Annotated in this window: 20 protein-coding genes and 2 riboswitches; of the genes, 11 read left to right on the top strand and 9 right to left on the bottom strand. The window is 54.2% G+C overall.

Annotated features, from left to right (window positions below; genetic code table 11):
- Positions 1 to 710: 710 nt before the first annotated feature.
- Positions 711 to 1,463 (bottom strand): glucosamine-6-phosphate deaminase, encoded by a 753-nt coding sequence (gene nagB / locus AC3B6F_RS10305; protein WP_489824288.1) that lies wholly within the window; start codon positions 1,461 to 1,463, stop codon positions 711 to 713.
- 333 nt (positions 1,464 to 1,796) lie between these two features.
- Between nagB and AC3B6F_RS10300 the strand changes: the two genes are divergently transcribed.
- The 5 genes from AC3B6F_RS10300 to AC3B6F_RS10280 all read left to right on the top strand — a co-directional run bounded on the left by AC3B6F_RS10300 (position 1,797) and on the right by AC3B6F_RS10280 (position 9,228).
- Positions 1,797 to 2,054 (top strand): metal-sensing transcriptional repressor, encoded by a 258-nt coding sequence (locus AC3B6F_RS10300; RefSeq protein ID WP_034880038.1) that lies wholly within the window; start codon positions 1,797 to 1,799, stop codon positions 2,052 to 2,054.
- 19 nt (positions 2,055 to 2,073) lie between these two features.
- Positions 2,074 to 3,357, top strand: a complete 1,284-nt coding sequence (locus AC3B6F_RS10295) for a TolC family protein (RefSeq protein WP_489824287.1) — start codon at positions 2,074 to 2,076, stop codon at positions 3,355 to 3,357.
- Positions 3,354 to 4,508 (top strand): efflux RND transporter periplasmic adaptor subunit, encoded by a 1,155-nt coding sequence (locus tag AC3B6F_RS10290; protein WP_489824286.1) that lies wholly within the window; start codon positions 3,354 to 3,356, stop codon positions 4,506 to 4,508. Before AC3B6F_RS10295 ends, AC3B6F_RS10290 begins: the two co-directional genes overlap by 4 nt.
- A 10-nt stretch (positions 4,509 to 4,518) precedes the next feature.
- Positions 4,519 to 7,599, top strand: coding sequence for an efflux RND transporter permease subunit (locus AC3B6F_RS10285; RefSeq protein ID WP_489824285.1), 3,081 nt, complete (start codon positions 4,519 to 4,521; stop codon positions 7,597 to 7,599).
- 411 nt (positions 7,600 to 8,010) lie between these two features.
- Positions 8,011 to 9,228: a cation:proton antiporter gene (locus AC3B6F_RS10280; RefSeq protein WP_489824284.1), complete on the top strand. Its 1,218-nt coding sequence runs from the start codon at positions 8,011 to 8,013 to the stop codon at positions 9,226 to 9,228.
- 46 nt (positions 9,229 to 9,274) lie between these two features.
- On the opposite strand, the gene AC3B6F_RS10275 is transcribed toward AC3B6F_RS10280, so the two are convergent.
- On the bottom strand, positions 9,275 to 11,908 hold the full coding sequence (locus tag AC3B6F_RS10275; RefSeq protein WP_489824283.1) for a M1 family metallopeptidase: 2,634 nt from the start codon (positions 11,906 to 11,908) through the stop codon (positions 9,275 to 9,277).
- 204 nt (positions 11,909 to 12,112) lie between these two features.
- On the opposite strand from AC3B6F_RS10275, the gene panS reads away from it, so the two are divergent.
- On the top strand, positions 12,113 to 13,048 hold the full coding sequence (panS, locus tag AC3B6F_RS10270; protein ID WP_489824282.1) for a ketopantoate/pantoate/pantothenate transporter PanS: 936 nt from the start codon (positions 12,113 to 12,115) through the stop codon (positions 13,046 to 13,048).
- Here the strand turns inward: panS and AC3B6F_RS10265 are convergent.
- On the bottom strand, positions 13,030 to 13,935 hold the full coding sequence (locus AC3B6F_RS10265; RefSeq protein ID WP_489824281.1) for a LysR substrate-binding domain-containing protein: 906 nt from the start codon (positions 13,933 to 13,935) through the stop codon (positions 13,030 to 13,032). The two genes, panS and AC3B6F_RS10265, sit on opposite strands and share 19 nt — an antisense overlap.
- 119 nt (positions 13,936 to 14,054) lie before the next feature.
- Between AC3B6F_RS10265 and AC3B6F_RS10260 the strand changes: the two genes are divergently transcribed.
- The gene (locus tag AC3B6F_RS10260) at positions 14,055 to 14,945 is read left to right on the top strand and encodes an NAD-dependent epimerase/dehydratase family protein (RefSeq protein WP_489824280.1); all 891 of its coding nucleotides are present in this window, start codon (positions 14,055 to 14,057) and stop codon (positions 14,943 to 14,945) included.
- 38 nt (positions 14,946 to 14,983) lie between these two features.
- On the opposite strand, the gene AC3B6F_RS10255 is transcribed toward AC3B6F_RS10260, so the two are convergent.
- Complete coding sequence (locus AC3B6F_RS10255) at positions 14,984 to 16,702, bottom strand: M20/M25/M40 family metallo-hydrolase (protein WP_489824279.1); 1,719 nt, start codon at positions 16,700 to 16,702, stop codon at positions 14,984 to 14,986.
- A 136-nt stretch (positions 16,703 to 16,838) separates the two neighbouring features.
- On the opposite strand from AC3B6F_RS10255, the gene AC3B6F_RS10250 reads away from it, so the two are divergent.
- Complete coding sequence (locus AC3B6F_RS10250) at positions 16,839 to 17,393, top strand: histidine phosphatase family protein (RefSeq protein ID WP_489824278.1); 555 nt, start codon at positions 16,839 to 16,841, stop codon at positions 17,391 to 17,393.
- On the opposite strand, the gene bluB is transcribed toward AC3B6F_RS10250, so the two are convergent.
- From bluB to cobT, 5 genes are all read right to left on the bottom strand, one after another.
- Entirely contained in the window at positions 17,383 to 18,021 is a 639-nt protein-coding gene (bluB, locus tag AC3B6F_RS10245) for a 5,6-dimethylbenzimidazole synthase (RefSeq protein ID WP_489824277.1), read from the bottom strand. The genes AC3B6F_RS10250 and bluB overlap by 11 nt on opposite strands.
- A gap of 22 nt (positions 18,022 to 18,043) precedes the next feature.
- A complete protein-coding gene (locus tag AC3B6F_RS10240; protein ID WP_489824276.1) occupies positions 18,044 to 18,760 on the bottom strand; it encodes a CbtA family protein in 717 nt (238 codons plus the stop codon).
- Positions 18,761 to 18,775: 15 nt separating this feature from the next.
- Positions 18,776 to 18,994 (bottom strand): CbtB domain-containing protein, encoded by a 219-nt coding sequence (locus AC3B6F_RS10235; protein WP_489824275.1) that lies wholly within the window; start codon positions 18,992 to 18,994, stop codon positions 18,776 to 18,778.
- Positions 18,995 to 19,027: 33 nt separating this feature from the next.
- A riboswitch (cobalamin riboswitch) is annotated at positions 19,028 to 19,166 on the bottom strand.
- Entirely contained in the window at positions 19,164 to 19,931 is a 768-nt protein-coding gene (cobS, locus tag AC3B6F_RS10230) for an adenosylcobinamide-GDP ribazoletransferase (RefSeq protein WP_489824274.1), read from the bottom strand. (Overlaps the previous riboswitch by 3 nt.)
- A complete protein-coding gene (gene cobT / locus AC3B6F_RS10225; RefSeq protein WP_489824273.1) occupies positions 19,928 to 20,989 on the bottom strand; it encodes a nicotinate-nucleotide--dimethylbenzimidazole phosphoribosyltransferase in 1,062 nt (353 codons plus the stop codon). Before cobT ends, cobS begins: the two co-directional genes overlap by 4 nt.
- 60 nt (positions 20,990 to 21,049) lie before the next feature.
- On the opposite strand from cobT, the gene cobU reads away from it, so the two are divergent.
- The 3 genes from cobU (at position 21,050) to cobW (ending at position 23,413) form a co-directional block, all read left to right on the top strand.
- Positions 21,050 to 21,580 (top strand): bifunctional adenosylcobinamide kinase/adenosylcobinamide-phosphate guanylyltransferase, encoded by a 531-nt coding sequence (gene cobU / locus AC3B6F_RS10220; RefSeq protein WP_489824509.1) that lies wholly within the window; start codon positions 21,050 to 21,052, stop codon positions 21,578 to 21,580.
- 37 nt (positions 21,581 to 21,617) lie between these two features.
- Positions 21,618 to 21,851, top strand: a riboswitch (cobalamin riboswitch).
- 120 nt (positions 21,852 to 21,971) lie between these two features.
- Positions 21,972 to 22,364 (top strand): DUF1636 family protein, encoded by a 393-nt coding sequence (locus AC3B6F_RS10215; protein ID WP_489824272.1) that lies wholly within the window; start codon positions 21,972 to 21,974, stop codon positions 22,362 to 22,364.
- Complete coding sequence (cobW, locus tag AC3B6F_RS10210) at positions 22,361 to 23,413, top strand: cobalamin biosynthesis protein CobW (protein ID WP_489824271.1); 1,053 nt, start codon at positions 22,361 to 22,363, stop codon at positions 23,411 to 23,413. Before AC3B6F_RS10215 ends, cobW begins: the two co-directional genes overlap by 4 nt.
- The last annotated feature ends 4 nt before the right edge of the window (positions 23,414 to 23,417 follow it).

The following is a 23,417-nucleotide window of genomic DNA, read 5'->3' as shown; positions in this document are numbered from 1 at the left end:
AGGCAGACGTTGCGAACAAGAAATTTTTCAAACGAAAAAGCATGATGCCTCTTGCAGGGAAGGATGTTTTCTTCATGGAGTGCTTATTGGCATTATCTTCATAAGAAAAAAATAATAATTTTAAGCTTAATTTTGAATATTATATTACAAGTAATTTTATAATTACCAATGAAACTGTTTTTTACTATGTTGATATGATTGATATATATAATAATATTTCATTATTATTGTTAATTGTAACATATGGCTCTTGTTTGTAATGAAATGAGGAAATGTGAGGTGGAGGAATTAAGAAAAGACATTTGGACATTCGTTATCGTTCGGTGTGATACGATGCCATATTCATGATTGCCCAGTGCCTGTCCTGCGATGAAGAAATGCCCAGAAAGGCTGTGAAGTGTGTGTCACTGTTCATGGGGGTGTCGTCAAAGAAACTGAATGGATTTCGTTCTTAATTCGTCACGAAAATTTATCTCGCGCTTTGATCAATAACTTAAGCTTATACAGCAGAATTTAGGGAGTGTGATGGTCTGAGGCGCAGATTTTTACGCGAAGAGATCATCTATCATGCGTATATTTATGGCACCTATTATGTAAAAATATGTCAATCATGTTTCGCTTGGATCGCCCCAGCTTGTATCAGCTTTGAAAATAAAGTTTTGAACTCAAGGTGTGTTGACCAGACTGCCTATATATTCTTAATTTTTCCATTAAGAGCCTTGCCTACGATTTCCCTTCCAGATTGAAGCGGCGGCGTCATCTAGAATGACGGTGCAGTCAGGGTGTAAACGAATGGCTGTAGCGCTGACGTTTTCGTTTATTGGTCCATTCAGCGCTGCATCAACAATAGAGGCTTTTCCTGCGCCAATTGCCACAAGTACGAGCTTGCGCGCTTCCAGGATCGTTCCGACTCCCATGGTCAAGGCGCGCTCAGGAACGCGTGCTGGATCATTGCCAAACATTCCGGAATTTTGACGGCGTGTGATGTCATCAAGATGTACGACGCGCGTGCGACTGTCGAATGGGGAGGGGGGCTCATTGAAGCCGATATGTCCGGTGTTCCCTATTCCCAAAATCTGAAGTCCAATACCTCCAGTGCCTTGGATATTTGCTTCATACTCAGCACATTCTGCATCCAGATCTGTCGCGGTTCCGTTTGGTACGTGAATTTGTGCGACTGGCATGTTCACATGCGCGAACAGATGCTTCTGCATGTAATGACGATATGAATTTTTGTCTGTTGGAGGGAGGCCAACATACTCATCCAGATTGAAAGACGTTGTTGTGGAAAAATCCAGCATAGCAGTTTCGTACCGTTCGACCAGAAGTCGATACACACTTTCCATCGTGCGGCCTGTTGCCAGCCCCAACACAGGCCGAGGATTATGATGAATTTCGCAGGCAATTATGTCCGCAGCTTTTTTGAAAGCCTGCTCTGGGCGATCGGTGACGATGATATTCATAGTCGGAATGACGTCCTGTCTGATGCCGTTAGAAAGAAAGCGTGTGCCAGAGGGTAAGTTTTGACGTTCGTTCACAAGGGATGAGCAGTTCTTGAGAAATTTGTTCAGATCTGAGTGATATTGAGGTGCTCATGATCGATCATGTCAAGTCATAATTATGATCGTAAATTACAAGAATAAATCATCCATATGATCATTTCAATGCGGTTTCGTGGAAATTAAACTGAAACGGAGCAGTGGATTAAACAGAAATTTACTGATAGCCCGCTAAAGTTGGTCTCTTGTTGAGAGAAGAATATTGACATCCCCACCCCCCCTAGGGGATAGGGGTTTATGAAGCATAGAACACATGTTCAGAGTCTAAAGCAGGCGCATGGTCATCTAGCCAAAATTCTTGAGATGATGACAGAAGAGCGGCCGTGCGGAGAGCTTGTCCAGCAGATCCAGGCTGTTGAGAGTACTATTCATAACGCCAAGCGCCGTTTGATTCAGGATCATCTTGAACATTGCGTTGTAGATGAAGTGGCGAATGGAAATATGAGTCGGGAAACGGCCATCCGAGAATTTTCCGCCCTAGCGAAATATCTCTAAAGCAGGACTTTTTGTGCTTATGTACGGCCTTCTTTCAAAGCCTCTTCCGAACATTCGCACTTATCTTGGCTGTGCTCTGGGTTTAGTAACGCTCATTTTTTGCAGTCAGGCGCAGGGGCAAACTGCACCGCGCGAAGTTTCAATATCTGTTCATGAAGCCATTGCAGCGGCCTGGAATAACGATCCTGTAAGAACCGAATTGCAGACCAATCAGCAATCAGCAGATGCACGGGCCAAGGCTGCTCAATCATGGTTTGCAGGTGGTCCCACGTTGAGTGCTGATTACTATGATGATCGCATTGGGGGTTCCAATCTGGGATATATTACCTGGCAGGGTGGTGTTTCTGTTCCTCTATGGCTGCCAGGGCAGGGAACCGCGACCGAAAAAGTTGCTCATGCAGATGCTCGCACGGCGCTCATGAGACTTGATGTCGAGAGAATGGTGGTGGCCGTTCGTGTCGTCGAGGCGGCTGGGAATGCCATTCTGGCGCGTAAAAGAGAAACTGCGGTTCTTTCGACCCTGACCGCACTGCAAAGGATATCCGATGCTGTTTTTCGTGCTGTTCGGGCAGGAGAAGCCGCGTCGGTAGACAGTCAGGCCGTCATGGCACAACTTGCAGATGCGCGGACGGAACTTGAAAGTTCAAGGGAAGAAATCGTGACGTCCCGTACGGCCCTTCAAACCCTGCTAGGGGGTGAGGGAATTCCTGATATTACACAGGCAGATCGTCGTTGGCTGGTTCTGACGCGCGCTAATAATCTGCGATGGATGGAAGATGATGACCCGCGGGTTCGGGCTGCTCATCAAGAGGTGATTGCTGCGCAGGAACAGGTCCATCTCGCGCGCGCGAGCTTCATGCCAAACCCTGAAGTGGGGGTGGATGCGATTGACCAAGCCCAGTACGGCAGTCCATGGGATACGCAGGTCGGTTTCAACGTCCGTGTGCCACTTCCCAACGCGGTGACAACGACGCCGGTGACGTCTGCTGCACGGGACCGTCTTGCCATGGCTAGCCGGCAGGAAATTCAGGCCCGTAGAGCCGTTCAGAATGAAATGGCACAGGTGCGTGCCCGTGTGGAAACGGCAACAGCAACACTGGATGATGCCCGTGTTTCTGCGAGTGCGATGCTGCGTCGTGCCGATGCTATGGAACACTCCTGGCGGATCGGAGAAACTCCATTGATTGAAGCCCTTAGAGCGCGGACGGACGCTTATAGAAGCCTTCTCACGCTGAACCGGGCTGAAATTGCATGGCATGAGGCCATTATCCGGATTGGAATCGCAACAGGGACGATGCCATGAAAAAAGTCACAGGTCTGGCCGTTCTGCTCATGTCAGGCTTTATCCAGCCTCTTATGGCAGAAACGCCTCACTGGCTTCTTCCTTTGAAACTTGACCCTGTAGCGCAACGAAACGCAAATTTTCAGCTCTGCACGATAGGGTATGGCGATCTGCATGACACTATATCCGCCATGGCTACCGTAACCGCAGACATGTCGCGTGTGGTGGTTATCCGTCCGGCAGGAGGTGGAAAGGTCACCGATGTTCTGGTTACTCCAGGGCAACGCGTCCATCAGGGACAAACTCTGATTAATTATACAGACCACACGCTGCACGAACTGCATCTGCAGCGAATGCAGGTTCAAGCCGCCCTGATGTCCGCGCGAGCCGCAGTCGCCGAGGCAGAACAGGCCTATAAACGTGGACTGGCTCTATCGGGCAGTACTGTTTCGGTAGGTGAAGTCAAACGACGACTGGCAGCACTTCAGCAGGAGCGAAGTGTTGTGGTGGCTCGTGAAGCTGATATGGGCACGATTGAGCATAGAGTGAATGAGGAATTCACGTCCGTTACCGAGAAAATCGTCCAGGATGAAGCTTCTAGTCTGATCTCACCTGTCGATGGTGTTGTGCAGACCGTCAGTACGTCAGCAGCGTCGGATATCAATCCCGGCGAAGCTCTTGCTACGGTCGTCGATCTGTCTGCTGTCTGGATCGTGGCTCAGGTCCGCTCTCAGGAGGCGTCGCAACTAGCAATCGGGAACAGGCTTTTTGTAAAGCCAGCAGGAGACGCATCAGTAAAGCCACTGATCGCACATATCTCGACCATTGATGGCATGACTGATGCCACGACAGGGTTGGTGCGGGTTGTCTGTGTCGTCGATCATCCAGAAGAGCAATTGCGGCCGGGTAGTATGCTGGATGCATCGATTGAAACCAGCAGGGCGGTGCATGGCCTTGTGGTTCCTGCATCTGCTGTTGAACGGGTGGATGGCCATACCGTCGTTTATGTCAAAACCGGCCAGCAGGACTTTCAGCCTCATGACGTTAAACTCCTCCTCGAAAATGACGAACAGGCTGTTGTGGACGCGGATGTACCACAAGGAGCGTCTGTCGTCGGGCATGGAAGTTTCATGCTGAAGAGTATGTCGCTCCTTGGAAATGACGAGGACTGAGCAAACTATCATGCTGAAATTTTTCCAGACGAACCGCTTCGTTCTGTTGGGGCTTGTCTGCGTCCTGCTGATTGGTGGCTTGCTGACAATTCCCGGGCTTCCTGTTGAGCCAGTACCGGATATCTCGCCGAAGCAGGTACTCGTATCCGTAACTGCCCCCGGTCTGGCAACTGAAGAAGTGGAAAAACTCATTACATTTCCACTCGAAGCCAGCATGACCGGGATTCCTGGAGTGACGGACCTTAGGTCCGTTTCTCGTACGGGTGTTTCTGTTGTCTATCTTCAGTTTGACGATCATACGGATATTGATCTTGATCGTACACGCGTCAGCGCGCAGATGCAGATCGCTCGGGAAACAATTACTGTTCCTAATATTTCGGTTTCCATGGGGCCACTTGCCACCGGCATGGGCGAAATCATGCAGATCCAGATCAAGGGGGAGGGATACTCTCTCATGGATCTCAATCGCTTGATGCAGTGGACTGTTGTTCCACAGCTCAAACTCGTGCCGGGAGTGGTCGATGTTAACGTCAATGGTGGTGCGGAAGAAACATATCAGGTTTTGCTGGATCCCGCTCTACTGCGCGCCTTGGGTGTTACGGTAAGTGATGTCTACAAAGCTGTTGATGAGAACAATGCCTCCGCAGGGGGCGGTTGGATTGCTCATCACGCTGAACAGCAGGTCATTGTAGGGCGGGCTCTGATTGGCAGTCTCGAAGCTTTCGGGGCCATTCCTGTCCGGATGGGGGTAAACGGTAATGTGGTGCGTCTGCGAGACGTCGGGCAGGTAACCAAGGGGCCTCGAACACGACTTGGCGCTGTAACGCGAGATGGGAAGGGTGAAATTGTGAATGGTGTCGTTCTTATGCAGAATGGGGCCAGTTCCAATGCCACGCTTGCAGCCATCAATGCCGCTTTACCTGGAATTGCCCAGTCGCTTCCCGCAGGTGTGACTCTGGACCCGTTCTATACACGCTCGACCCTGACGGGTGAGACGATTGATACGGTCAAGGAAAACCTGCTCATTGGCGCGGCCTTGGTTCTGCTCGTTCTGATTGTCGTTCTGGGAGACTGGCGCGCTGCGCTTGTTATCGCATCCGTCATTCCGGCTGCCCTGATCTTTGCCATGGCTGGTATGAGGTTCTTTGGTGTTTCTGCCAACCTGCTAAGCCTCGGAGCGATCGATTTTGGCATGATTGTCGACAGTTCCCTCGTCGTGGTCGAGCATTTGCTTGCTATCCGGGGGACGAACAGAGATCGGGCTGCCTTGCCCGAACTGGCGACGGAAGCGCTAAGAGCCGTCATTCGCCCTGTGACGTTTGCGATTTTCGTGATCATTATGGTGTATCTGCCCATCCTGACGCTTCAAAGCATTGAGGGGCGCATGTTCAGCCCGATGGCGCAGACTGTTATTATGGCGCTGCTGGCATCGTTGATTTATTGTGTGGTCTGTATTCCGGTTCTGACCGCGCTGGTCATGCACCGAAGCCCGCCAGACCACGAGACACGTTTCGTCCGGACACTACGTCGTTATTACGAGCCAGCACTGGTATGGAGTGAAAACCATAGCAGAACCCTGATCGTTCTCACGGGCGGAGCGTTTCTGCTTTCCGTGTTTCTTGCCGGTCGTCTTGGTGGAGAGTTCGTCCCCCAACTGGATGAGGGGGCATTGCTTGTGGTCGGGGTTCGCCTCCCAAGCGCCTCACTTCCAACTGTTCTGGATGGCGTGACACAGCAGGAAAAAATTCTCAAATCTTTTCCCGACGTTGAGACGGTCGTCAGCAATACCGGCACGTCTGCCATTCCTACAGATCCTATGGGAACATCTGAGACCGATACATACGTCTTTCTCAAGCCCCGTTCCCAATGGACCACCTCGTCCAATGAGGCTGGCCTTGTTGAGAAGATGAATGCGGAACTGACCACAAAAGTCCCTGACGCTCACTACTCCTGGACGCAGCCGATCCAGATGCGGATGGATGACCTTCTTTCCGGCGTCCGTACCCAGCTTGCCATTTCGATTTATGGAGATGATCTGGATACCTTGAATCGGCTGGCTCAAAAGGTTGTGACGGTGGTGCAGCGCGTACCAGGTGCGGCAGATGTCTCTTCAGAAAGCGAGGGTACAATCCCATATCTTCATGTAGATGTGGACCGTGATTCTGCAGCGCGTCTGGGGGTTTCCGTTTCGGATATTCTTGCCGAAGTCGAGGCGATTGGTGGCCATATCGGCCGATCAGTCACAGTCGACAATGCCATCATCCCAACTCAAGTACAGTTTAGAGAGGGGATCGCAAACTCTCAGGATAAAATTGCACATCTTCAGATAAGGCGTGTGGATGGGACGGGCTGGGTACTTTTGGCGGATGTAGCACATATCTCGCTTGTGGATGGGACGTCACGTATTGATCGGGATACCACCCATCGACGTGTCGTCGTTCAGGCCAATGTACGGGGACGGGACGTAAACTCCTTTGTGGCGGCTGCACAGGTAGCGGTTACAAAGCAGGTCAAACTGCCCCATGGTTACCGCATGGATTGGGCGGGACAGTTCAGAAATCTTCAGTCAGCAATGAAGCGTCTGGAAATTGTTGTCCCTATCGCCCTTGCCCTTATTTTTGGTTTGTTGATTGCAGCACTCGGCTCATTCGGGGCAGCGGTATTGGTATTCGTCAATCTGCCTGTAGCTGCAACTGGTGGTATTCTGGCACTTGTTTTACGTGGACTGCCATTCAGTATTGCCGCTGGTATCGGATTTATCGCACTTTTTGGTGTAGCGATCCTGAATGGCGTGGTCCTGCTCAGTCAGATCCGAACCTACCGCCTGCAGGGTATGAGTGCGGCCAAAGCTGCTTTTTCTGCTGCCAGCGCACGGTTCAGACCAGTGATTGCAACGGCGTCGGTCGCAAGTCTCGGATTCTTCCCGATGGCGTTTTCTGGCAGTGCCGGTGCCGAGGTCGAACGGCCTTTGGCTACCGTTGTAATCGGTGGCCTCATTTCGTCGACACTTCTGACGCTTCTTGTTCTTCCAACACTTTATGCGCGGTTTTTCAAGGATAAATCTGATCAAGTGACAGATCCGGAAGCTTAAAAGGAGGGGCCCTTTATTTTCCAAGATATGACTAAGACCTGTGCGTTCGCGCCATTAAGGTCACGGTCAAGGTGATTTCCTTGTTGATTGACTGTCACTCAGGAAGGTGTTCTGACAGAATTGGATTGGAACTGATCTGATTACGGCGGTTATTCTAGTTTGTTCAGACAGTTTGATTTCCGAGCGAAGATAGATTGCGGTCGGACTTGTGACCTTTGCGAAGTATCGTCTTGCGGTGACTGTCTTGTTCGCTTTCCGTCGTAACGACGACAGTCGGTTCTAAGGAGCAGGCGAGGAGGTGGACAGCAGTCTCCGCCCGCCTCACTGGCGCCATCGCGATTGTATCGGTTTGCACTTATGGCTTATAATCGCGTATCCTGTCCCTCCATATAGGTAAATTAGGGGAGGCTGATGACAAACATTACGGCACTTTTTGCAGATGCTGCGGTTTTCGTTTTTCTCCCGTGGGTTTTGTGGCGTCTTCTTTACAGAGCAATACCGATTGTTGTCCTTCCTATACTTATCGGTATAGTGATCTCCGTCTGGCATCTTCCGGTTAAATCACTTGGTATTCCGTCTATGTACGGGAGCGATATTGGCTGGGTTGCTGTTCTGGTTCTAGCGTTTACTGCCGGGCTGGAGATGTGGCAGTCCCCCGAGGAGACAGCAGCAGACCATACCTTGCCGGCTCCCTCTTTGGGGCGGCTTCTGGGCGGAGCTGCTGTGGCCCTTGGTGGACCGCTGCTGGTAGGGTCTGTTCTCGCTTACGAATTTTTCCTGCCCTTGCCGGGATGGCATCCTCCCCATGCCCAGCCATGGGTTGCCGCAGCGTCGATCGGGCTATGTATTGCGGTCAGCGCGCTGCCTGTTCTGATTGGTGTCGTCAGGGAGCTTAATCCAGCACAGCGCCCACTGGGTCAGCTTGCACTCAAACTTGCGGTTGTAGACGATGCGGCGCTCTGGATCGGGCTGGCTGCTTTGCAGGTTGCAGAACGTGGCACAACTGCACTGCATGGCTGGACCGGTCTGGAAGTGCTGGCGATTGCACTGCTAGTCGGACTGGCTCTGCTTGGGAACTGGGCGTCTCGTCATTTTCGCCATCCGCCTCTGGCCGTAATCTGGCTTGCTGTTCCCGTCTATCTTGCGGCCGGGTCCTGGGCGAGTATGCAGCTTGGTCTCCATGAACTGATTGGCGCCTATTTCGCGGGTGCGATTATGCCACCATCCTGGGTCCGTCGCCTTCCTGTTGAGAAGGTCGGGGCATTCTCCTTGATCTGGCTTGCTCCAATGTTCTTCGGCCATAGCGGCCTGAATATTGATGGTGACGCCCTGACATGGCCTTCTGTCATTGCTTCGCTATCTTTGGTCGCCATTTCGATCGTGACCAAGATTGTTGCCGTGTACATTTTCCCGCCCGCAGCAGGTCTCAGTCGTCGTCAGGCGCTGAGCGTCGGCGTGCTGCTGCAATGCAAAGGGTTGATGGAGATTGTCGCCGCAACGATCTTCCATGCTCAGGGCATGATCTCAGAATTTGCGTTTGCATCTTTAATGGTTCTGGCTGTGATTTCCACAATCCTGACAGGCCCGATGTTCAAGCTTGTCGCGCCTCGACCCAAAATCGAAGCCTGAGGAATGGGAGGATCATTGGATCCTCCCAAACTCTGTTTTCTAAAAATTAGCGATGCGTTGAAAGCCAGTCGTGGATCTGTGTCTGGGTGGCACGGATGGCGTCCTGACGGGCATTGATTGTATTGACCGCCTTGGCCGTCGCAATCTTGGAGCCGGTTGTCTTCGTGCCCCATGGATCGCTCTGCAGAGCCGCCAGAACCTGCGGGCTGTTGGAGTGAGCAGCAATGGTGGCGAGGAAGTCGTCTTGCGACCAAGGTGCAAGATGGGTGCGGATATCGGCCTCGTGTTCCTTCACCAACTTCCACACCAAATCCGGGTTTTCGCTGGAGGCTGCAACGACCGCGAGCGAACGGGCAATTCTTCCATTCGGAATGGCACCGCTATAAGCCAGTTGGACAGTCTTCCGGATCAGATCCGGGTTTGTTGCGCTGGCGAGTGCAGCGAAATAGCGCAGCTTCAACTCAGTGGCCTGCGTCGTGCGAACCTTGTCGGCCATAAAGGCCCAAGTCTGCTCGTCAGCGCTTTTCATGGCAATCGTTGTGACCGCGGCGACAAGATCAGGACGTAGGGACGCCGGATTGGCCTTCCAGAGCGCAAAGCGACGCTTGGCTTCCGCGGTAACCTTTGGATCGTTGAAAGCTCCGAGTGCGCTGATGACCGATGGACGCAGCATCGTATCCAGAACATTCTCGTGAGGCTTTTCGTCCCAGCCAAGACGCGCCAGAACAGGGACCAGACGGCTTCGGGCATAGGCCTGGAAATCAGCGCGATCCGGATTGCCAATTTCATAAAGGTCAATCGTTTCCAGACGGTCGATAATCTCTTCGAGAACCGCAATATCGCTCTCATGTGCCGCCGTCAGACGGTCCACGAGATCCAGATACGGAGCCAGCCCCGCCTGACCTGACCGGAAGAGGGCATACTGGTCTCCAAGCAGATTGGCGCGATCCACAGGCGAGAATTTGCTGATGGACGCAGCCAGTGCAGCCAACGCGCCCTTGTCGTAGGACACACGATAGTAGCCGCTTTCGCCAAGATTGAGCTTGAACGATGCACCACAGTACCGCGTCGTGATGGTGACAGGCTCCGTTCCCAAAACGATCGTCTTGCTGGGAAGTCCGGGGCCACCAGAAACAACCGGGATGCTCCACGTCAAGGGCTGGGCCTGCGGGTCATGAATGGTGAAGCGGCTCTGCGTTAGCGTATAAGTCGCCTGATTGTTCTGGCAAAACGACGTCACATTAACCTGCGGAATACCCGGCTGTTCCGTAAAGCTGCGGGCGACCTTGGCAACGTCCTCGCCGGATGTGGAGGACAAGGCGTTCCACAGATCCTGACTGGTGGCGTTTCCGTACGCATGGGCCTTCATGTAAGCGCGCATTCCATCGCGGAACTTGTCTTCGCCCAGCCAGCCTTCCAGCATCCGGATGACGAGTTCACCCTTGCCATAGCTGATGCTGTCAAACGCCGAATTGGCTTCGCTGACGTTATGGATCGTCTGCTGGATCGGATGTGTGGTGGCGAGAGCATCAATTGCCATCGTCTCTTCGCGGGTCTCATGCTGGCGCGGCCAAATGTCCCACTGAGGGTTCAGCTTGTCCGTGACCTTGATTTCCATCCAGGACGCGAAACCTTCATTGAGCCAGATATTGTTCCACCAGCCCATCGTCACGAGATCGCCCGACCACTGATGGGCCATTTCATGCGCAACGACTTCGTGGATCAACTCGCGAGTACGGGGCGTGCTGTTCTTCGGATCAAAGAGAAGAACATTGTCGATGTAGGTGAGGGCGCCCCAGTTCTCCATCGCACCGGCCTGATAATTGCCGGGAATAGCCAGCATATCCATCTTGGGAAGAGGATATTTTACACCGAAATAGGTGTTGTAATACGGCAAGATCTTCTCGGCGGATTCAAGGGCGTAACGGCCCTGTTCCTCAAGGCCTGCTGGCGCATACACGCTCATGTCCGTGCCGTCAGCGCCGCCATGGACTGCACCCATATCACCCGCAACAAGCGCCAGAAGATAGCTGGACATGCGGGGAGTAGGAGCGAAAGACACGCGCTTGGTTTTTGTATCCTGCTGCGTGGTGCCGATGATGGGCATATTGCTGACGGCGACATCATCGAAGGGCAGGGTCACGTTGAGCTGGAAGCTGGCCTTGAACGCGGGCTCGTCCCACCCCGGAAACATCCGGCGTGCATCGGCGACTTCAAACTGCGTCACCAGCATCCGGCGCTTCTCGCCTTTGGCTGAGGTGTAGTCGTTGATATACAGGCCGTTCGGTGTTTTGAGGATCGGTCCCGTATAACTGATGGCGAGCGTATGGGGGCCTTTAGGGACCACCTGCTCGAAATGGAGGGTCGCTGTCTGTGCGGCATCATCCTGCTTGATGATGGCGTGACGCGTGCCATCCAGAATGGCTGCCGAGAGTTTCAGGCCAGCCTGATTGAGGACAATATCCTGCGTATCGGTCAGGACGTTCACGTCAATGGTTTCCTGCCCTTTGAGGGTCAGGTGCTCAGGATCAGTTTCAAGATCAATGACGTAGGTTTCCGGAGCAACTGTCTTTGGAAGTTCTCCTGGCGTCTGCTGGAACGAGAAAGTGCCCTCGGCATGAGCCATCGCATAGGGCAGGCCGGCAAGAAGTGTACTAAGAGCCAAAAGGCGACGCATCATGAAGTCTGTCCTTGATCGGTAAAAGGAATAGCGAAAACGGCGTATGACGCTGTGTTTCAATGGTGATCTGAACGTTGCATACTCGGTTAGGACAGGAAAGGGTGGAAGTGAGATTGCCGGACCTCTCCATCTTGGCATGTGTTAAAATCTCCCCGATGCCAGTATGAGGAAGCCCACTGCGCGAGAATGGAGACGTCCCGTTAGATGATGACACGCCTTTTCCCTGTCTGGGCCATTCTGGTGACGGTCGGTGCTGTTGTATTTCCTGCACCATTCCTGAAGCTTCTGCCCATCATCACGCCACTTCTGGCATTCATCATGTTCACGATGGGCGTTTCCCTTACGGTTCAGGATTTCTCCCGGATCGCGCGCCGCCCCTATCCCGTTCTGGCGGGGGTGGGCCTTCATTATCTGGTGATGCCTCTCGCCGCCTGGGGTATTGCGCATCTGCTTGGAATGCCACCTGCACTGGCGACGGGCATGATCCTCGTTGGGTGCGTTTCTAGCGGCACTGCGTCTAACGTCATGATCTTCCTGTCCAAAGGGGATGTCGCCCTGTCTGTCAGTATCAGCGCGCTCTCCACCCTGGTCGGGATTTTTGCGACCCCCTTGCTCACCCGTCTTTATGTCTCGGCGGGAGTGTCCGTTGATAGCTGGGGCCTGTTCCGCAGTATCATTACGATGGTGGCGTTGCCTGTTCTGGCGGGTGTTGTGGTCAATACACTCTGCCAGCGCATGGTGAAGCGCGTTGAGGCTGCTCTTCCACCCATCGCCATGGTGTCCATCCTGCTGATTATTGGCTGTGTAGTGGCTGGAGCAGGGCCTTCCCTTGCTCAGGCTGGTCCGCTCCTTATGTTGGGCGTCGTTCTGCATAACGCTATCGGGCTTGCGGGAGGGTATTGGGGAGGACGGCTTCTAGGCTTTGATGAGTCCGTTTGCCGAACACTGGCTCTTGAAGTCGGGATGCAGAATTCCGCTCTCGCAGCCACACTAGGCCGACTGTATTTCTCGCCCGTGGCAGCTCTTCCGGGAGCTGTGTTCTCGGTATGGCACAACGTGTCAGGGTCTGTTCTCGCCACATTCTGGGCTGCCCGTCCGTTAAAAGCGAAAAATCCTGACATTCAGGACACCGCCAGATAATCCTGAAGGCGAGGGACCATGAAATTCAGAAAGGCTCTCACTCGGGGTGGGCTCTGACGGCCTCCCGGATAGAGCGCATGAATGTCTTCCTCATCCTGCACGCCTGCATCCGCTAACACTTCGATCAGCCGCCCTGCCTGAATATCATTCCGCACATGATATTCGCCTAACCGTGCCAATCCCGCACCCTGAACGGCCAGCCTCCGTACGGTTTCCCCGTTGTTGGCCAGAAGCGGCCCACGCACTAGCCGATCAACCAATCTACCTTTTTCATGAAGAGGCCAGACAGGCGCTGATCGTTGGAAATTGAAACCCAGACACCGGTGATGGCTCAGATCTCTGGCAGTCTGAGGCGTTCCATATCGGGCCAGATAGGCAGAAGAGGCCACGATCTTGCGCGGAGCAGATCCAAGATGCCGGGCGGTCAATCCTGAATCCTGCAAACGCCCTACCCGGAACGCAACATCCGTTCGATCCAGATAAAGGTCGGTCATTTCGTCTGACAGGGAGAGGTCAATCACAATATCCGGGTAAGTCTCCCAGAAAGCAGGCAGAAGGGGTTCAAGCCCAAGCGTTCCGAATGCAACCGAAGCATTCACCCGAACCGTACCCTGTGGCTGCATGTTGCCGGTCGTTAGACTGCGTTCAATGTCATCAAGGTCCGCAATCAGGGCTGTGGCCCGTGCGTAATAAGCTTGCCCTTCCTGTGTCACGGAAAGGCGACGTGTGGATCGTTCAATCAGACGCAATCCCAGACGTGCCTCGATGCGTGCAATCAGCTTGCTGACCGTCGAAGGCGTCATTCTCAGAAGACGCGCTGCCTCTGAAAAACTGCCACTTTCCACAACGCGCACGAAAACCTGCATTTCGCCGACGCGATTATCCATACAACGCCACCTATGAATTCCTTTCATAGGTTTTGTGCAATCTGAGGGAATTATCAAGTCTCAAAGAAAAGATCATCTTCCCCTCACGTTCCAGCTTTACTGAAGCAGAGGCAAAACAGATGAAAATCTTCATCACCGGCGCAAGTGGCTATATCGGGGGTTCCGTCGCAGCCCATCTCGCCGCAAAAGGCCATCAGATCCGAGGCCTGATCCGCAATGAATCCCGCGCGGGAGAACTTCGATCTTTTGGCATCGAACCCGTTGTAGGCACCCTCGATGAGAACGACCTTCTGATGGCCGAGGCACAGAATTCAGATGCCGTGATCAATGCAGCCGACAGTGATCACCGTGGTGCAGTTGAAGCGCTCTTGAAGGGGCTCGAAGGCAGCGGAAAGCCGTTTTTGCATACAAGTGGCAGCTCCTTGGTCGGAGACGAAGCTCTTGGTGAACCGTCCGATGCGATTTTTACGGAAGAAACCCCTGTAGCTCCGGCGCCAGATAAGGTCGCGCGTATCGCAATCGATACTCTCATTCGGAATGCCGCACCTGATGTCCGCTCAGTGGTTCTGTGCAACACCATGATCTACGGACGCCATCTGGGGCCAGTTTCGCGAAGTGTTCAGATTCCGCCTCTCGTGGCGCAGGCCCGGGAAAGCGGCATCAGCCGACATATCGGCCGTGGTCTCAATCGCTGGTCAAACGTCCATATTGCAGACGTTGCCGCGTTATACGAACTGGCTCTGACGAAAGCGCCAGCTGGCAGCTTCTACTTTGTTGAAAACGGCGAAGCTTCATTCCGCGAGATTACGGATGCGATTGGTGCCGCTTTAGGTCTTGGGTCATCGCAGGATTGGGCCCCTGACGAGGCGATCAAGCGCTGGGGACGTGAACTTGCGGTGTTTGGCCTGAGTTCCAACAGCCGTGTCCGGGCTGACAAAGCGAGGCGGGAACTTGGCTGGACACCAGCCCATCATTCAGTGACGGACTGGATCCGGCAGGATATTGCCTGAAAAGATCCGAATGGAATGAACCGCTCGGATCTTATAGCTCAGTGAACCGAGCGGGTGGCGTCGCTCTTCTCACGAATAGCGCGGAACTCCGAACCACCCTTCCAGGTCGGCCAGTCATGCGAAAAGGCGGCGCTATAGCCAACCTGACGCACGACTTCGACGTCCTGCGCCGCGCCACGCACATCCCAGTCGGCGCTCCAAGCATCACAGGCCTGATGATAGCAAGCCATGTAAGACGTCAACCATTTGCTGCCTGCTGCTGTTCCGCCATTGAGCAGATCAAACGGCCCAGCCATGTCCATAACGGCGAGAACGGGTACGCCTGCACGAGCGAAGGGGAGGTGGTCTGCACGATAGAACGCGCCACGCTCCGGCATGGCTTCCGGCTGCGTTGTACGGCCCTGCTTCAGAGCTGCTGCAGCAAAGTCATCTTGAAGCGTGTCCTGGCCCGCACCGATGATGAAGGCATTATGAGCCGGTCCCGCCATCTGAAGAACATCCATCGTCAGATTGGCGGCAGTCTTGTCCAGCGGGGCGAGCGGATGCGCCACATACCAGCTTGATCCCAGTAGGCCACGCTCTTCACCCGTCCAGGACGCAAAGCTCACAGTGCGCTTTGGCTTCGGGCCGTTTTTGAAAGCACGCGCGATTTCAAGAACAGCGGCAATGCCGGAACCGTCGTCGATCGCGCCACGGCGGATGACGGTGTTACCCTGTGCATCGGTGCTCTTGCCAAATGCATCCCAGTGAGCACCGAACATGACGGTTTCATCCGGATAGGTCGAACCTGTGATCTTGCCGATCACGTTCTGGCTCTGGAGATGATCCACCTTGACCGACATATCAAGCGAGAACGTCGTGTCATGAATATTGACCGGGTGGAAGTCTGGCGAACGGGCCTGACGACGCAGACGATTCAGATCCAGACCGGCCTGGGCAAAGAGCGCATGGGCCGCATTGCCTTCGATCCAGCCAATCAGCGGAACGGACTTCAGATCCTTGTCGTCATGCAGGATGTCATATTCCTCACCCTGCGGCGCAACAACGGTGCTCCACGGATAGGATGCGCCCGGCGTGTCATGAATGATGAGCGCACCTGCGGCACCGCGACGGGCTGCTTCCTCGAACTTGTACGTCCAGCGGCCATAATAGGTCATGGTCTTGCCGCCAAAACGTCCGGCTACAGGCTCTTCTGGTCCAGCGTCAAAATCCGGATCGTTGACAAGAAAGACCGCAATTTTTCCGTGCAGGTCAACCTGTTTGAAATCGTTCCAGCGACGCTCGGGAGCGGTGACACCATACCCGACGAATACCATCGGAACATGGGACAGACGGAGGCGCTGGATGGGCTGCAACGTGGAGAGCGCCACGTCCTTAAGCTGGTGCAGTTCCAAAGTATGGCCGCGCGTGGTGACGGTCGCTGTGGCTTTGGGGTCAGGGCGGGTGCGGATCATCGGGACGTTCTGCGTCCAGCCACCGTTCTCGCCACCCGGTTCAAGACCGATCTTCTGATACTGCTCGATCAGCCATTTGACCGTAACGGCTTCTCCCGGCGTACCCGGTGCACGACCCTCGAACTCATCCGACGACAGCACACGCATTGTTTCGGACATCCGGGCGGGATCAATAGGGCCGGAGGCGCCGGTGTTGGGAGCTGCCTGCGCGGTGGAAAGGCCAATTAAAAAAGAAGTTGAAGCGAAAGCCGCTAACCCGGTGGCCAGCCGTAAACGCTGGCGGAAAGACAATGTGTGCATCATGTCCTCAGTGTGTTTTGAAGGCAGGTCTGATGAGATAACAGGCACTTTACACATCACACGGCCGTTCCGGAAATGGTCTAAAATTGCTTGTAGGGCGGGTTGACGAAAAACATGCGCCACCCCCATGTTTCCACACATGAAACTTGCCACATTCCCGGTTCTTCTCTCACGTCATCCCCAGGTCGCAGAGGCTGAAGGCGTCTGTTACGGACGAAAGGATATGACACTGGTGGCAGGATGGGAGCCAGTTGCGGCTGGCCTGTTGACGCTTGCCAAAGGAATTGGCAGCTCAGTTATTTATACATCGCCGTCTTCGCGTTGTCTGGCTGTCGCGCAAAAAATGGCAGAGCGAAGCGGTTTGCCAGTGTTGCAGGATGATCGTCTTCAAGAACTGTATTTTGGATGTTGGGAGGGGCTGGAGTGGGCTTCTATTCCGCGTCAGGCTCTGGACCACTGGGCTAGCGATCCAGAGGGTTTTTCTCCACCCGGAGGAGAAAACGGAAAAAGCCTTCAGGAGAGAGTGCAGTCCTTCTGGTTAGACCTGCTTCGGGTAGCGCGACCAGCGCTGGTCATTTCTCATGGTGGACCATTACGCCTGCTGGACGGTCTGGCCCGCGGAATAAACCAACCGGATCTTCTGGCGCCCTCCATGCCGCAGGGAAGCAGCCGACTGTACTACGTTAGCGTCTGATCCACTGACGACGTTCCGGATTCCGTTTTTCCCAGCCCATGCGTTCCAGTTCAGGCGTATTCGCCTGTTCTGTGGGGTATCCCACGCAGAGATAGGCTACGAGATCCCAGTTAGGTTCAGCGTTCAGTATTGTTGAAACGGTCTCAGGATCAAGAATTGACACCCATCCGAGCCCGACCCCCGATGCTGTTGCGGCAAGCCAGAAGGTATGGATTGCCATGACGGCAGACCATGTCGTGGTTTCGGGCATTGTTGCGCGTCCAAGGCCATGCCCCTGATCTGGTGTGGTTTCGCAAAAAACTGCAACATGGTGAGGAGCATCATCCAGCCCGGCCAGTTTGAGGCTGGCATATCCAGCTGCCTGTTCTCCGTCATATCCTTCAAGTGCGCGGGCATTGCACGTTTCGAAGCTTTTTCGAACCGCTGATTTTCGGGTTTGATCTTCTACAAGAACAAAGCGCCACGGCTCGCTCAATCCTACAGAAGGAGCGAGCGTTGACGCCTGAAGCAGATCATCAAGAAGTGAAGGAGCAACAGGTTCACGCCTGAAATGACGGACATCCCGCCGCCAGGTAAAAAGACGCTCAAGATCAAGCCGAAAATCTTCAGAAAATGCAGCAGTTGTCACAGTTTTTTCTTTTCCGAACTTTTCAGTCGACTTGTTTCTGAAGGACGCGAGCGGCCAGCGGACCAAAAAGTAATCCGAGCGTAATCCACAGAACGGCCTGCATTCCAAGCGCCGCTTCACGAAACCGCCAGAGAACCGTCGCAGGAAAATCCGTAGGCACTTCATCAATATCAGGCATTCCAGCTTGAGCTGCCACGATAAGGCTGATGAACACTGCGATGGTCACGAGTATTCCATTCCATTGACCAAGGCGCCGGACAAGAGGTCGGCTGGTCATGAAAGCGGCGGTTGCTGCACAGAGCGAAAGAAGGATCATCCCGAAATAGGTTTCAGTTCGGAGCGTGATCGTTTCGGGCAAACCTACGGCAGGAGGGTTGGGAGGATATTTCAGATCCGGGACAAGCACAAAAATTACGAAGGCAGCGGCTGCCAGCAGGGCTGAAAGTGCGCGTGGCGAAAAGCGCCCTACGCGGCCGTAGGCAAATGCGAAAATCGTTGCGAAAATCCCACCATACGCTGCACCGTACATGACAGCAGCCGTTAGAAGTCCAAAGGAAGCCTGTACGGATCGGCTGACCAGTTCAGGTTCGGGCAGCTCCCCAGAAGCAAGATCTTTAGCACCTTCAAAAGCGATGGCCAGATTGACCTGAGGCTCCCCAAAGATACGAGCGAACAGAAATGCGAGAAAAGCAGCAGCAACCCCGGCCATCATGCCGCGGGTCAGAAGGCGACCAGCCATGTTTGAGACTTGCCGTTAGTGGCAGGGGAAGCCAAGCAAATGACGGCCATCATGAACGAATTCATGCACTTCGTGGCCTGAGATCAGGGATGTTGCACCCTGTTCTGCGCCTACGAAGTAGAGCAGTATCAGGCTCAGTATGACCGTAAAAACAGCCCACGGCACAAGAGCGCGGACAGGAATAGCGATTGGTGCTGTGGCGCTGCTGGAAAGTGAGGAGAGGCTCTGGCTCATGCTGGGCTCCGCAAGGAAAATGCGCGTTCTGCGGTGAAAACTGCTTTGGAAAAGGAGGTCTGACTCCGCATTACGATAGCAAATGCGTTACAGTGGCGCGACCGCACCGGGTTTACACCGATTTCCCCTTACTTTTCTGGTTACCAAAGTAATCTTCCATACAGGCGTGTCAACTGTTTCCTGTCGCAACGAGTGCTGTCAGAATAACACACTCCGTGATGCTGGCTGTGGCTCCTAGAACATCACCTGTATATCCGTTCAAAAACCTCTTTGCCGTAGCTCTTGAGACCACTGCGACGCACAGAGACAGTAGACACGTTAATACAGCGATACGGCATGAAACGGAGAGCACCGTGACACAAAACGCCGAGAACAGGCATCCTAGGACCTGATCCCGCGTCAACCTCTCCAATTGCCGTGCCAGGCCATTGTCCCGAGCGGGACGCAAAGTAAGAGGCAGAAGTGGTAGCACAGCTCTCGATAAGGCGCCTGTCAGGGCAAGAGCAGGAACGACCAGAATAATTGGTAATGCAGCAAGTGCTGTAACACGGATCAGAATGCAGAGCCCGAGTGCCAATGCTCCGTAACTTCCAATCCTGCTATCACGCATGATCTCCAGTCGTCGCTCTGCAGTATAACCGCCGCCACAGCCATCAGCCATATCGGCCAAACCATCTTCATGCAGGCCTCCTGTCAGAAGGATCTGTATTGCAATGCTCCAGACTGCCGCGACTGTAACCGGCACATGAACAGCGCATAGGCCCAGAAAAACAAGGCCGGTTAAAACACCTGTAAAAGCGCCAATAAGTGGCCAGCACCAGACCGACCGGGACAAGGACCATTCCTCTCCCGTGACGCGCAGCCATCCCAAGGGAAGGCGCGTCAATAACCCTGCACCACAGGCAATATCTTCCCGAATGGTTCGCCAGAGTTTCATTCTGTTGAGGGCGCGGACTTCTGGGAAACAGAAGCTTCCGCGAATGTTGCCATGCCATTATGGCAGGCTATGGCGCCGCGCAGAAGCGGAATGGCCAGACCTGATCCTGATGCTTCTCCCAGTCTCAGTCCGAAATCCAGAAGAGGTTCCAGCATGAGAGATGCAGCCAGGTTGCGGTGCCCCGCTTCTGCGGAGCAATGGGAAAGACGTGTATGATCAAGTGCTTCCGGGGCTATCTTCACAAGAGGAAGAATTGCCGCGGTACATACAAATCCATCGAGCACGACGGGAATGCCATGATGACGCGCGGCCAGAACGCTTCCCATGATAGCTGCCAGCTCGTATCCACCAAGGCGGCGGGCGACCTCTAATGGGTCACACAGAGTGCCCCTGTGAAGCGTGATGGCCTCATCAATGACCGCTGCTTTCAGCTTGAGACCTTCATCGTTAAGTCCCGTCCCACGACCTGCCCAGTCTTTGCCTGTTCCGCCCAGAAGAGCCGCGCATAGAGCTGCGGCGGGTGTTGTATTGCCAATTCCCATTTCACCGGGGCAAAACAAATCTGCGTCCTTTGGCACAGCTCTGTACCCGGCTGAAACAGCAGACAGAAAATCCTCTTCCGTCATTGCTGCGGTTTGTGAAAGGTCTTCCGTTGCCTTCAGGTTCTGAAGGCAAACCACGTTCAGATCGGCTCCGGCAGTACGGGCAAGTTGATTAATAGCGGCTCCGCCATGCTCAAAGTTTGCAACCATCTGGCTTGTAACGTCCGAGGGCCAGGGCGAGACGCCACGCTGAACAACACCATGATTGCCCGCGAAAATTGTGATCTGGACTTTATCCAGAACAGGGCTGTCCGTGCCCTGCCATTCACCAAGCCAGAGCGCAAGCTCTTCAAGTCGCCCCAGGCTACCGGGAGGTTTGGTCAGCAGGGCATCCCGTTGCCTGATGCGGTCTCTACAGGCACGATCTGGCTCAGGTAGCGACAGACAGGCCGTCCTGAGGTCCTTCATGCTGGGGAAAGAAATGTCTGGAACGGAAAATAAAGCATCAGTCGGCATGAGGTGTCTTTTGTGCTGTTATCCGGGCACATGCAAGATAATGAGACGGGAGAAGACGTGATGCATTCGGATGGCCCAACAGGCCAGCGACAATTATCGCTTGTTCTGGGGGGAGCACGATCCGGGAAAAGTGGCGTTGCTGAAGCCCTTGTCACTAGCCAGCCTGCGCCATGGATCTATCTGGCGACCGGTCGTGCCTACGACGAAGAAATGCACGCCAGGATCGCCTTACACCGTGCCAGTCGTGGAGCTTTGGGATGGCAGACGATCGAAGAACCTTATGATATCGCGAACGTACTTCGGAATGCAGGGCCGGAACCTGTTCTGGTCGATTGCCTCACACTCTGGCTGACCAATCTCGTTCTGGATGAAAGAGATGTAAGCGCAGCGACAGAAGACCTGTTTTCCGCGCTCTCAGCGCGCGCGCATCAGACCGTTCTGGTGGGCAATGAAGTGGGGCTGGGAATTGTTCCGGACAATGCTCTGGCACGGCGTTTCCGGGATGAGGCGGGTCTTCTGCATCAGCGGATTGCCGCTATCGCGGACGAGGTGCTCTTTGTTGCTGCGGGGTTATCGCTGAAACTCAAGTAGGTGCCCTACAAGGCTTTTGACACTCCAGAATACCAGCGATAGGAAAGAAAGTGATGGTTCCTCCGAAAGGAGGATGAAAAGGGAAGCCGGTGCGATCTTGCGGATCAAATCCGGCACTGCCCCCGCAACTGTGGACGGTTATCTGTCCTGCCAGCATGGCTTTCGGATCATGCGACCACTGGAAATACGTCCGGGAAGGTCTGGCAGGAGAGGAGGCGCTGAACGCGTCTCGGTCGTAAGTCAGGAGACCTGCCATCAGAGCCAAGTGTCATGATCCGGCGGGGTGCCCGGACTGTGAGGGCGCGCCGTTGTGGTACGTCCCCTCCGAAGTGCGGAGGCCTTTTACTGCGCCTTTTGTCATGCCCGTCCGGGCTGCAAGAGAGACGAAACCATGGCAGAAACCCTGCCTCAGACCAGACCCGTCCTGCATGTCTGCGTAACATGCCGTCGTGGATTGCCGCTGACTGACGATCCCGTTCAGGGGCGTCAGCTTTACGAGGCACTTGCCCAGCATGCCGAGAAAGACAATTTCAGCATCCAGCCTGTAGACTGTATGGCCACATGTAGTCGCGGCTGCGTCGCGGCTGTGTCGATGCCGGAAAAATGGACCTTGATCCTGGGGCAACTTGGTCCAGAGAAAATCGAGGACCTACGGACGTTCCTGGGCCTCTACCGAGCCTCAAAAACGGGAACGGTCATGCCGTCAAAGCGCCCGGCCTCTCTTTCTGATATGATCCTCGCCCGTCTGCCAGCGTCCCTTTCTGCCTCACAGGAACTTTCATGATGTCCCAGTCCATTTCAGGTATCGGTCGCAAGATTCCCGTTACGATCATCACAGGCTTCCTCGGTGCCGGAAAAACGACGCTTTTGCGCAATCTACTGGCGCAAGCGAACGGGCGCAGGATCGCCATTGTGGTCAACGAATTTGGTTCTCTTGGAATCGATGGAGAAATTCTGCGCTCCTGTGGCATCGAAAACTGCCCGGATGAAGATATTGTCGAACTGACAAACGGCTGCCTGTGCTGCACCGTTGCAGACGATTTCATTCCCACCATGCAGGCCCTGATTGATCGTCCCGATCCGCCGGAACATATTGTCATCGAGACGTCCGGTCTTGCGCTCCCCAAGCCTCTCCTGAAAGCGTTCAGCTGGCCTGATATCCGTACACGCATGACGGTGGATGGCGTGATTACGCTGGTTGATGCACCTGCCGTAGCAGCAGGCCGTTTTGCCGATGATCCGGCTGCAGTAGCAGCCCAGCGGGCGGCTGATCCGTCTCTTGATCACGATAATCCTCTCGCTGAAGTCTATGAGGATCAGCTGAATGCGGCAGATCTGATTGTTCTCAACAAAACCGATCTTCTGGAAACCGTCGAGGCGGATGCTGTCGAGGCAGGCATCATCAAGGCTGTACCGCGTAAGGTCGTAATATTGCGGGCCGTGGAAGGACGTCTTGATCCGGCCGTTTTACTTGGAATTGCAGCCAGTGCGGAAGATGATCTTCAGGCGCGACCGTCCAATCATGATGGAGCGGATGATCATGAACATGATGATTTTGAGAGCTTTGTTGTTGTCATGCCGGAGCAGGTCAGTGCTGATGCGGTCCTGAAGCGCCTCAGTGATGTGTCTGGCACGTTTGATATCCTGAGAATGAAGGGTTTTGTGGCAGTACAGGGCAAAAAAATGCGCCTGGCTGTACAGGGCGTGGGAACACGCTTTCGTCATGAATTCGATGTGCCCTGGACAGACGGCACGCGTGACGGACGCTTGGTCGTGATCGGACAGACCGGTCTGGATCGTGCCGCCATCGAAGCCGCGTTACTGGGCGTCTGAGTTC

Source organism: Gluconobacter sp. ESL1110, from assembly GCF_058107395.1.
This window is presented reverse-complemented; position numbering and strand designations above follow the sequence as displayed.

Excerpts from the sequence above, each read along its gene's own strand:
- nagB (WP_489824288.1), bottom strand. The coding sequence starts at position 1,463 with ATGAATATCATCGTCACCGATCGCCCAGAGCAGGCTTTCAAAAAAGCT.
- AC3B6F_RS10300 (WP_034880038.1), top strand. The coding sequence starts at position 1,797 with ATGAAGCATAGAACACATGTTCAGAGTCTAAAGCAGGCGCATGGTCAT.
- AC3B6F_RS10295 (WP_489824287.1), top strand. The coding sequence starts at position 2,074 with ATGTACGGCCTTCTTTCAAAGCCTCTTCCGAACATTCGCACTTATCTT.
- AC3B6F_RS10290 (WP_489824286.1), top strand. The coding sequence starts at position 3,354 with ATGAAAAAAGTCACAGGTCTGGCCGTTCTGCTCATGTCAGGCTTTATC.
- AC3B6F_RS10285 (WP_489824285.1), top strand. The coding sequence starts at position 4,519 with ATGCTGAAATTTTTCCAGACGAACCGCTTCGTTCTGTTGGGGCTTGTC.
- AC3B6F_RS10280 (WP_489824284.1), top strand. The coding sequence starts at position 8,011 with ATGACAAACATTACGGCACTTTTTGCAGATGCTGCGGTTTTCGTTTTT.
- AC3B6F_RS10275 (WP_489824283.1), bottom strand. The coding sequence starts at position 11,908 with ATGATGCGTCGCCTTTTGGCTCTTAGTACACTTCTTGCCGGCCTGCCC.
- panS (WP_489824282.1), top strand. The coding sequence starts at position 12,113 with ATGATGACACGCCTTTTCCCTGTCTGGGCCATTCTGGTGACGGTCGGT.
- AC3B6F_RS10265 (WP_489824281.1), bottom strand. The coding sequence starts at position 13,935 with ATGGATAATCGCGTCGGCGAAATGCAGGTTTTCGTGCGCGTTGTGGAA.
- AC3B6F_RS10260 (WP_489824280.1), top strand. The coding sequence starts at position 14,055 with ATGAAAATCTTCATCACCGGCGCAAGTGGCTATATCGGGGGTTCCGTC.
- AC3B6F_RS10255 (WP_489824279.1), bottom strand. The coding sequence starts at position 16,702 with ATGATGCACACATTGTCTTTCCGCCAGCGTTTACGGCTGGCCACCGGG.
- AC3B6F_RS10250 (WP_489824278.1), top strand. The coding sequence starts at position 16,839 with ATGAAACTTGCCACATTCCCGGTTCTTCTCTCACGTCATCCCCAGGTC.
- AC3B6F_RS10240 (WP_489824276.1), bottom strand. The coding sequence starts at position 18,760 with ATGGCTGGTCGCCTTCTGACCCGCGGCATGATGGCCGGGGTTGCTGCT.
- AC3B6F_RS10235 (WP_489824275.1), bottom strand. The coding sequence starts at position 18,994 with ATGAGCCAGAGCCTCTCCTCACTTTCCAGCAGCGCCACAGCACCAATC.
- cobS (WP_489824274.1), bottom strand. The coding sequence starts at position 19,931 with ATGAAACTCTGGCGAACCATTCGGGAAGATATTGCCTGTGGTGCAGGG.
- cobT (WP_489824273.1), bottom strand. The coding sequence starts at position 20,989 with ATGCCGACTGATGCTTTATTTTCCGTTCCAGACATTTCTTTCCCCAGC.
- cobU (WP_489824509.1), top strand. The coding sequence starts at position 21,050 with ATGCATTCGGATGGCCCAACAGGCCAGCGACAATTATCGCTTGTTCTG.
- AC3B6F_RS10215 (WP_489824272.1), top strand. The coding sequence starts at position 21,972 with ATGGCAGAAACCCTGCCTCAGACCAGACCCGTCCTGCATGTCTGCGTA.
- cobW (WP_489824271.1), top strand. The coding sequence starts at position 22,361 with ATGATGTCCCAGTCCATTTCAGGTATCGGTCGCAAGATTCCCGTTACG.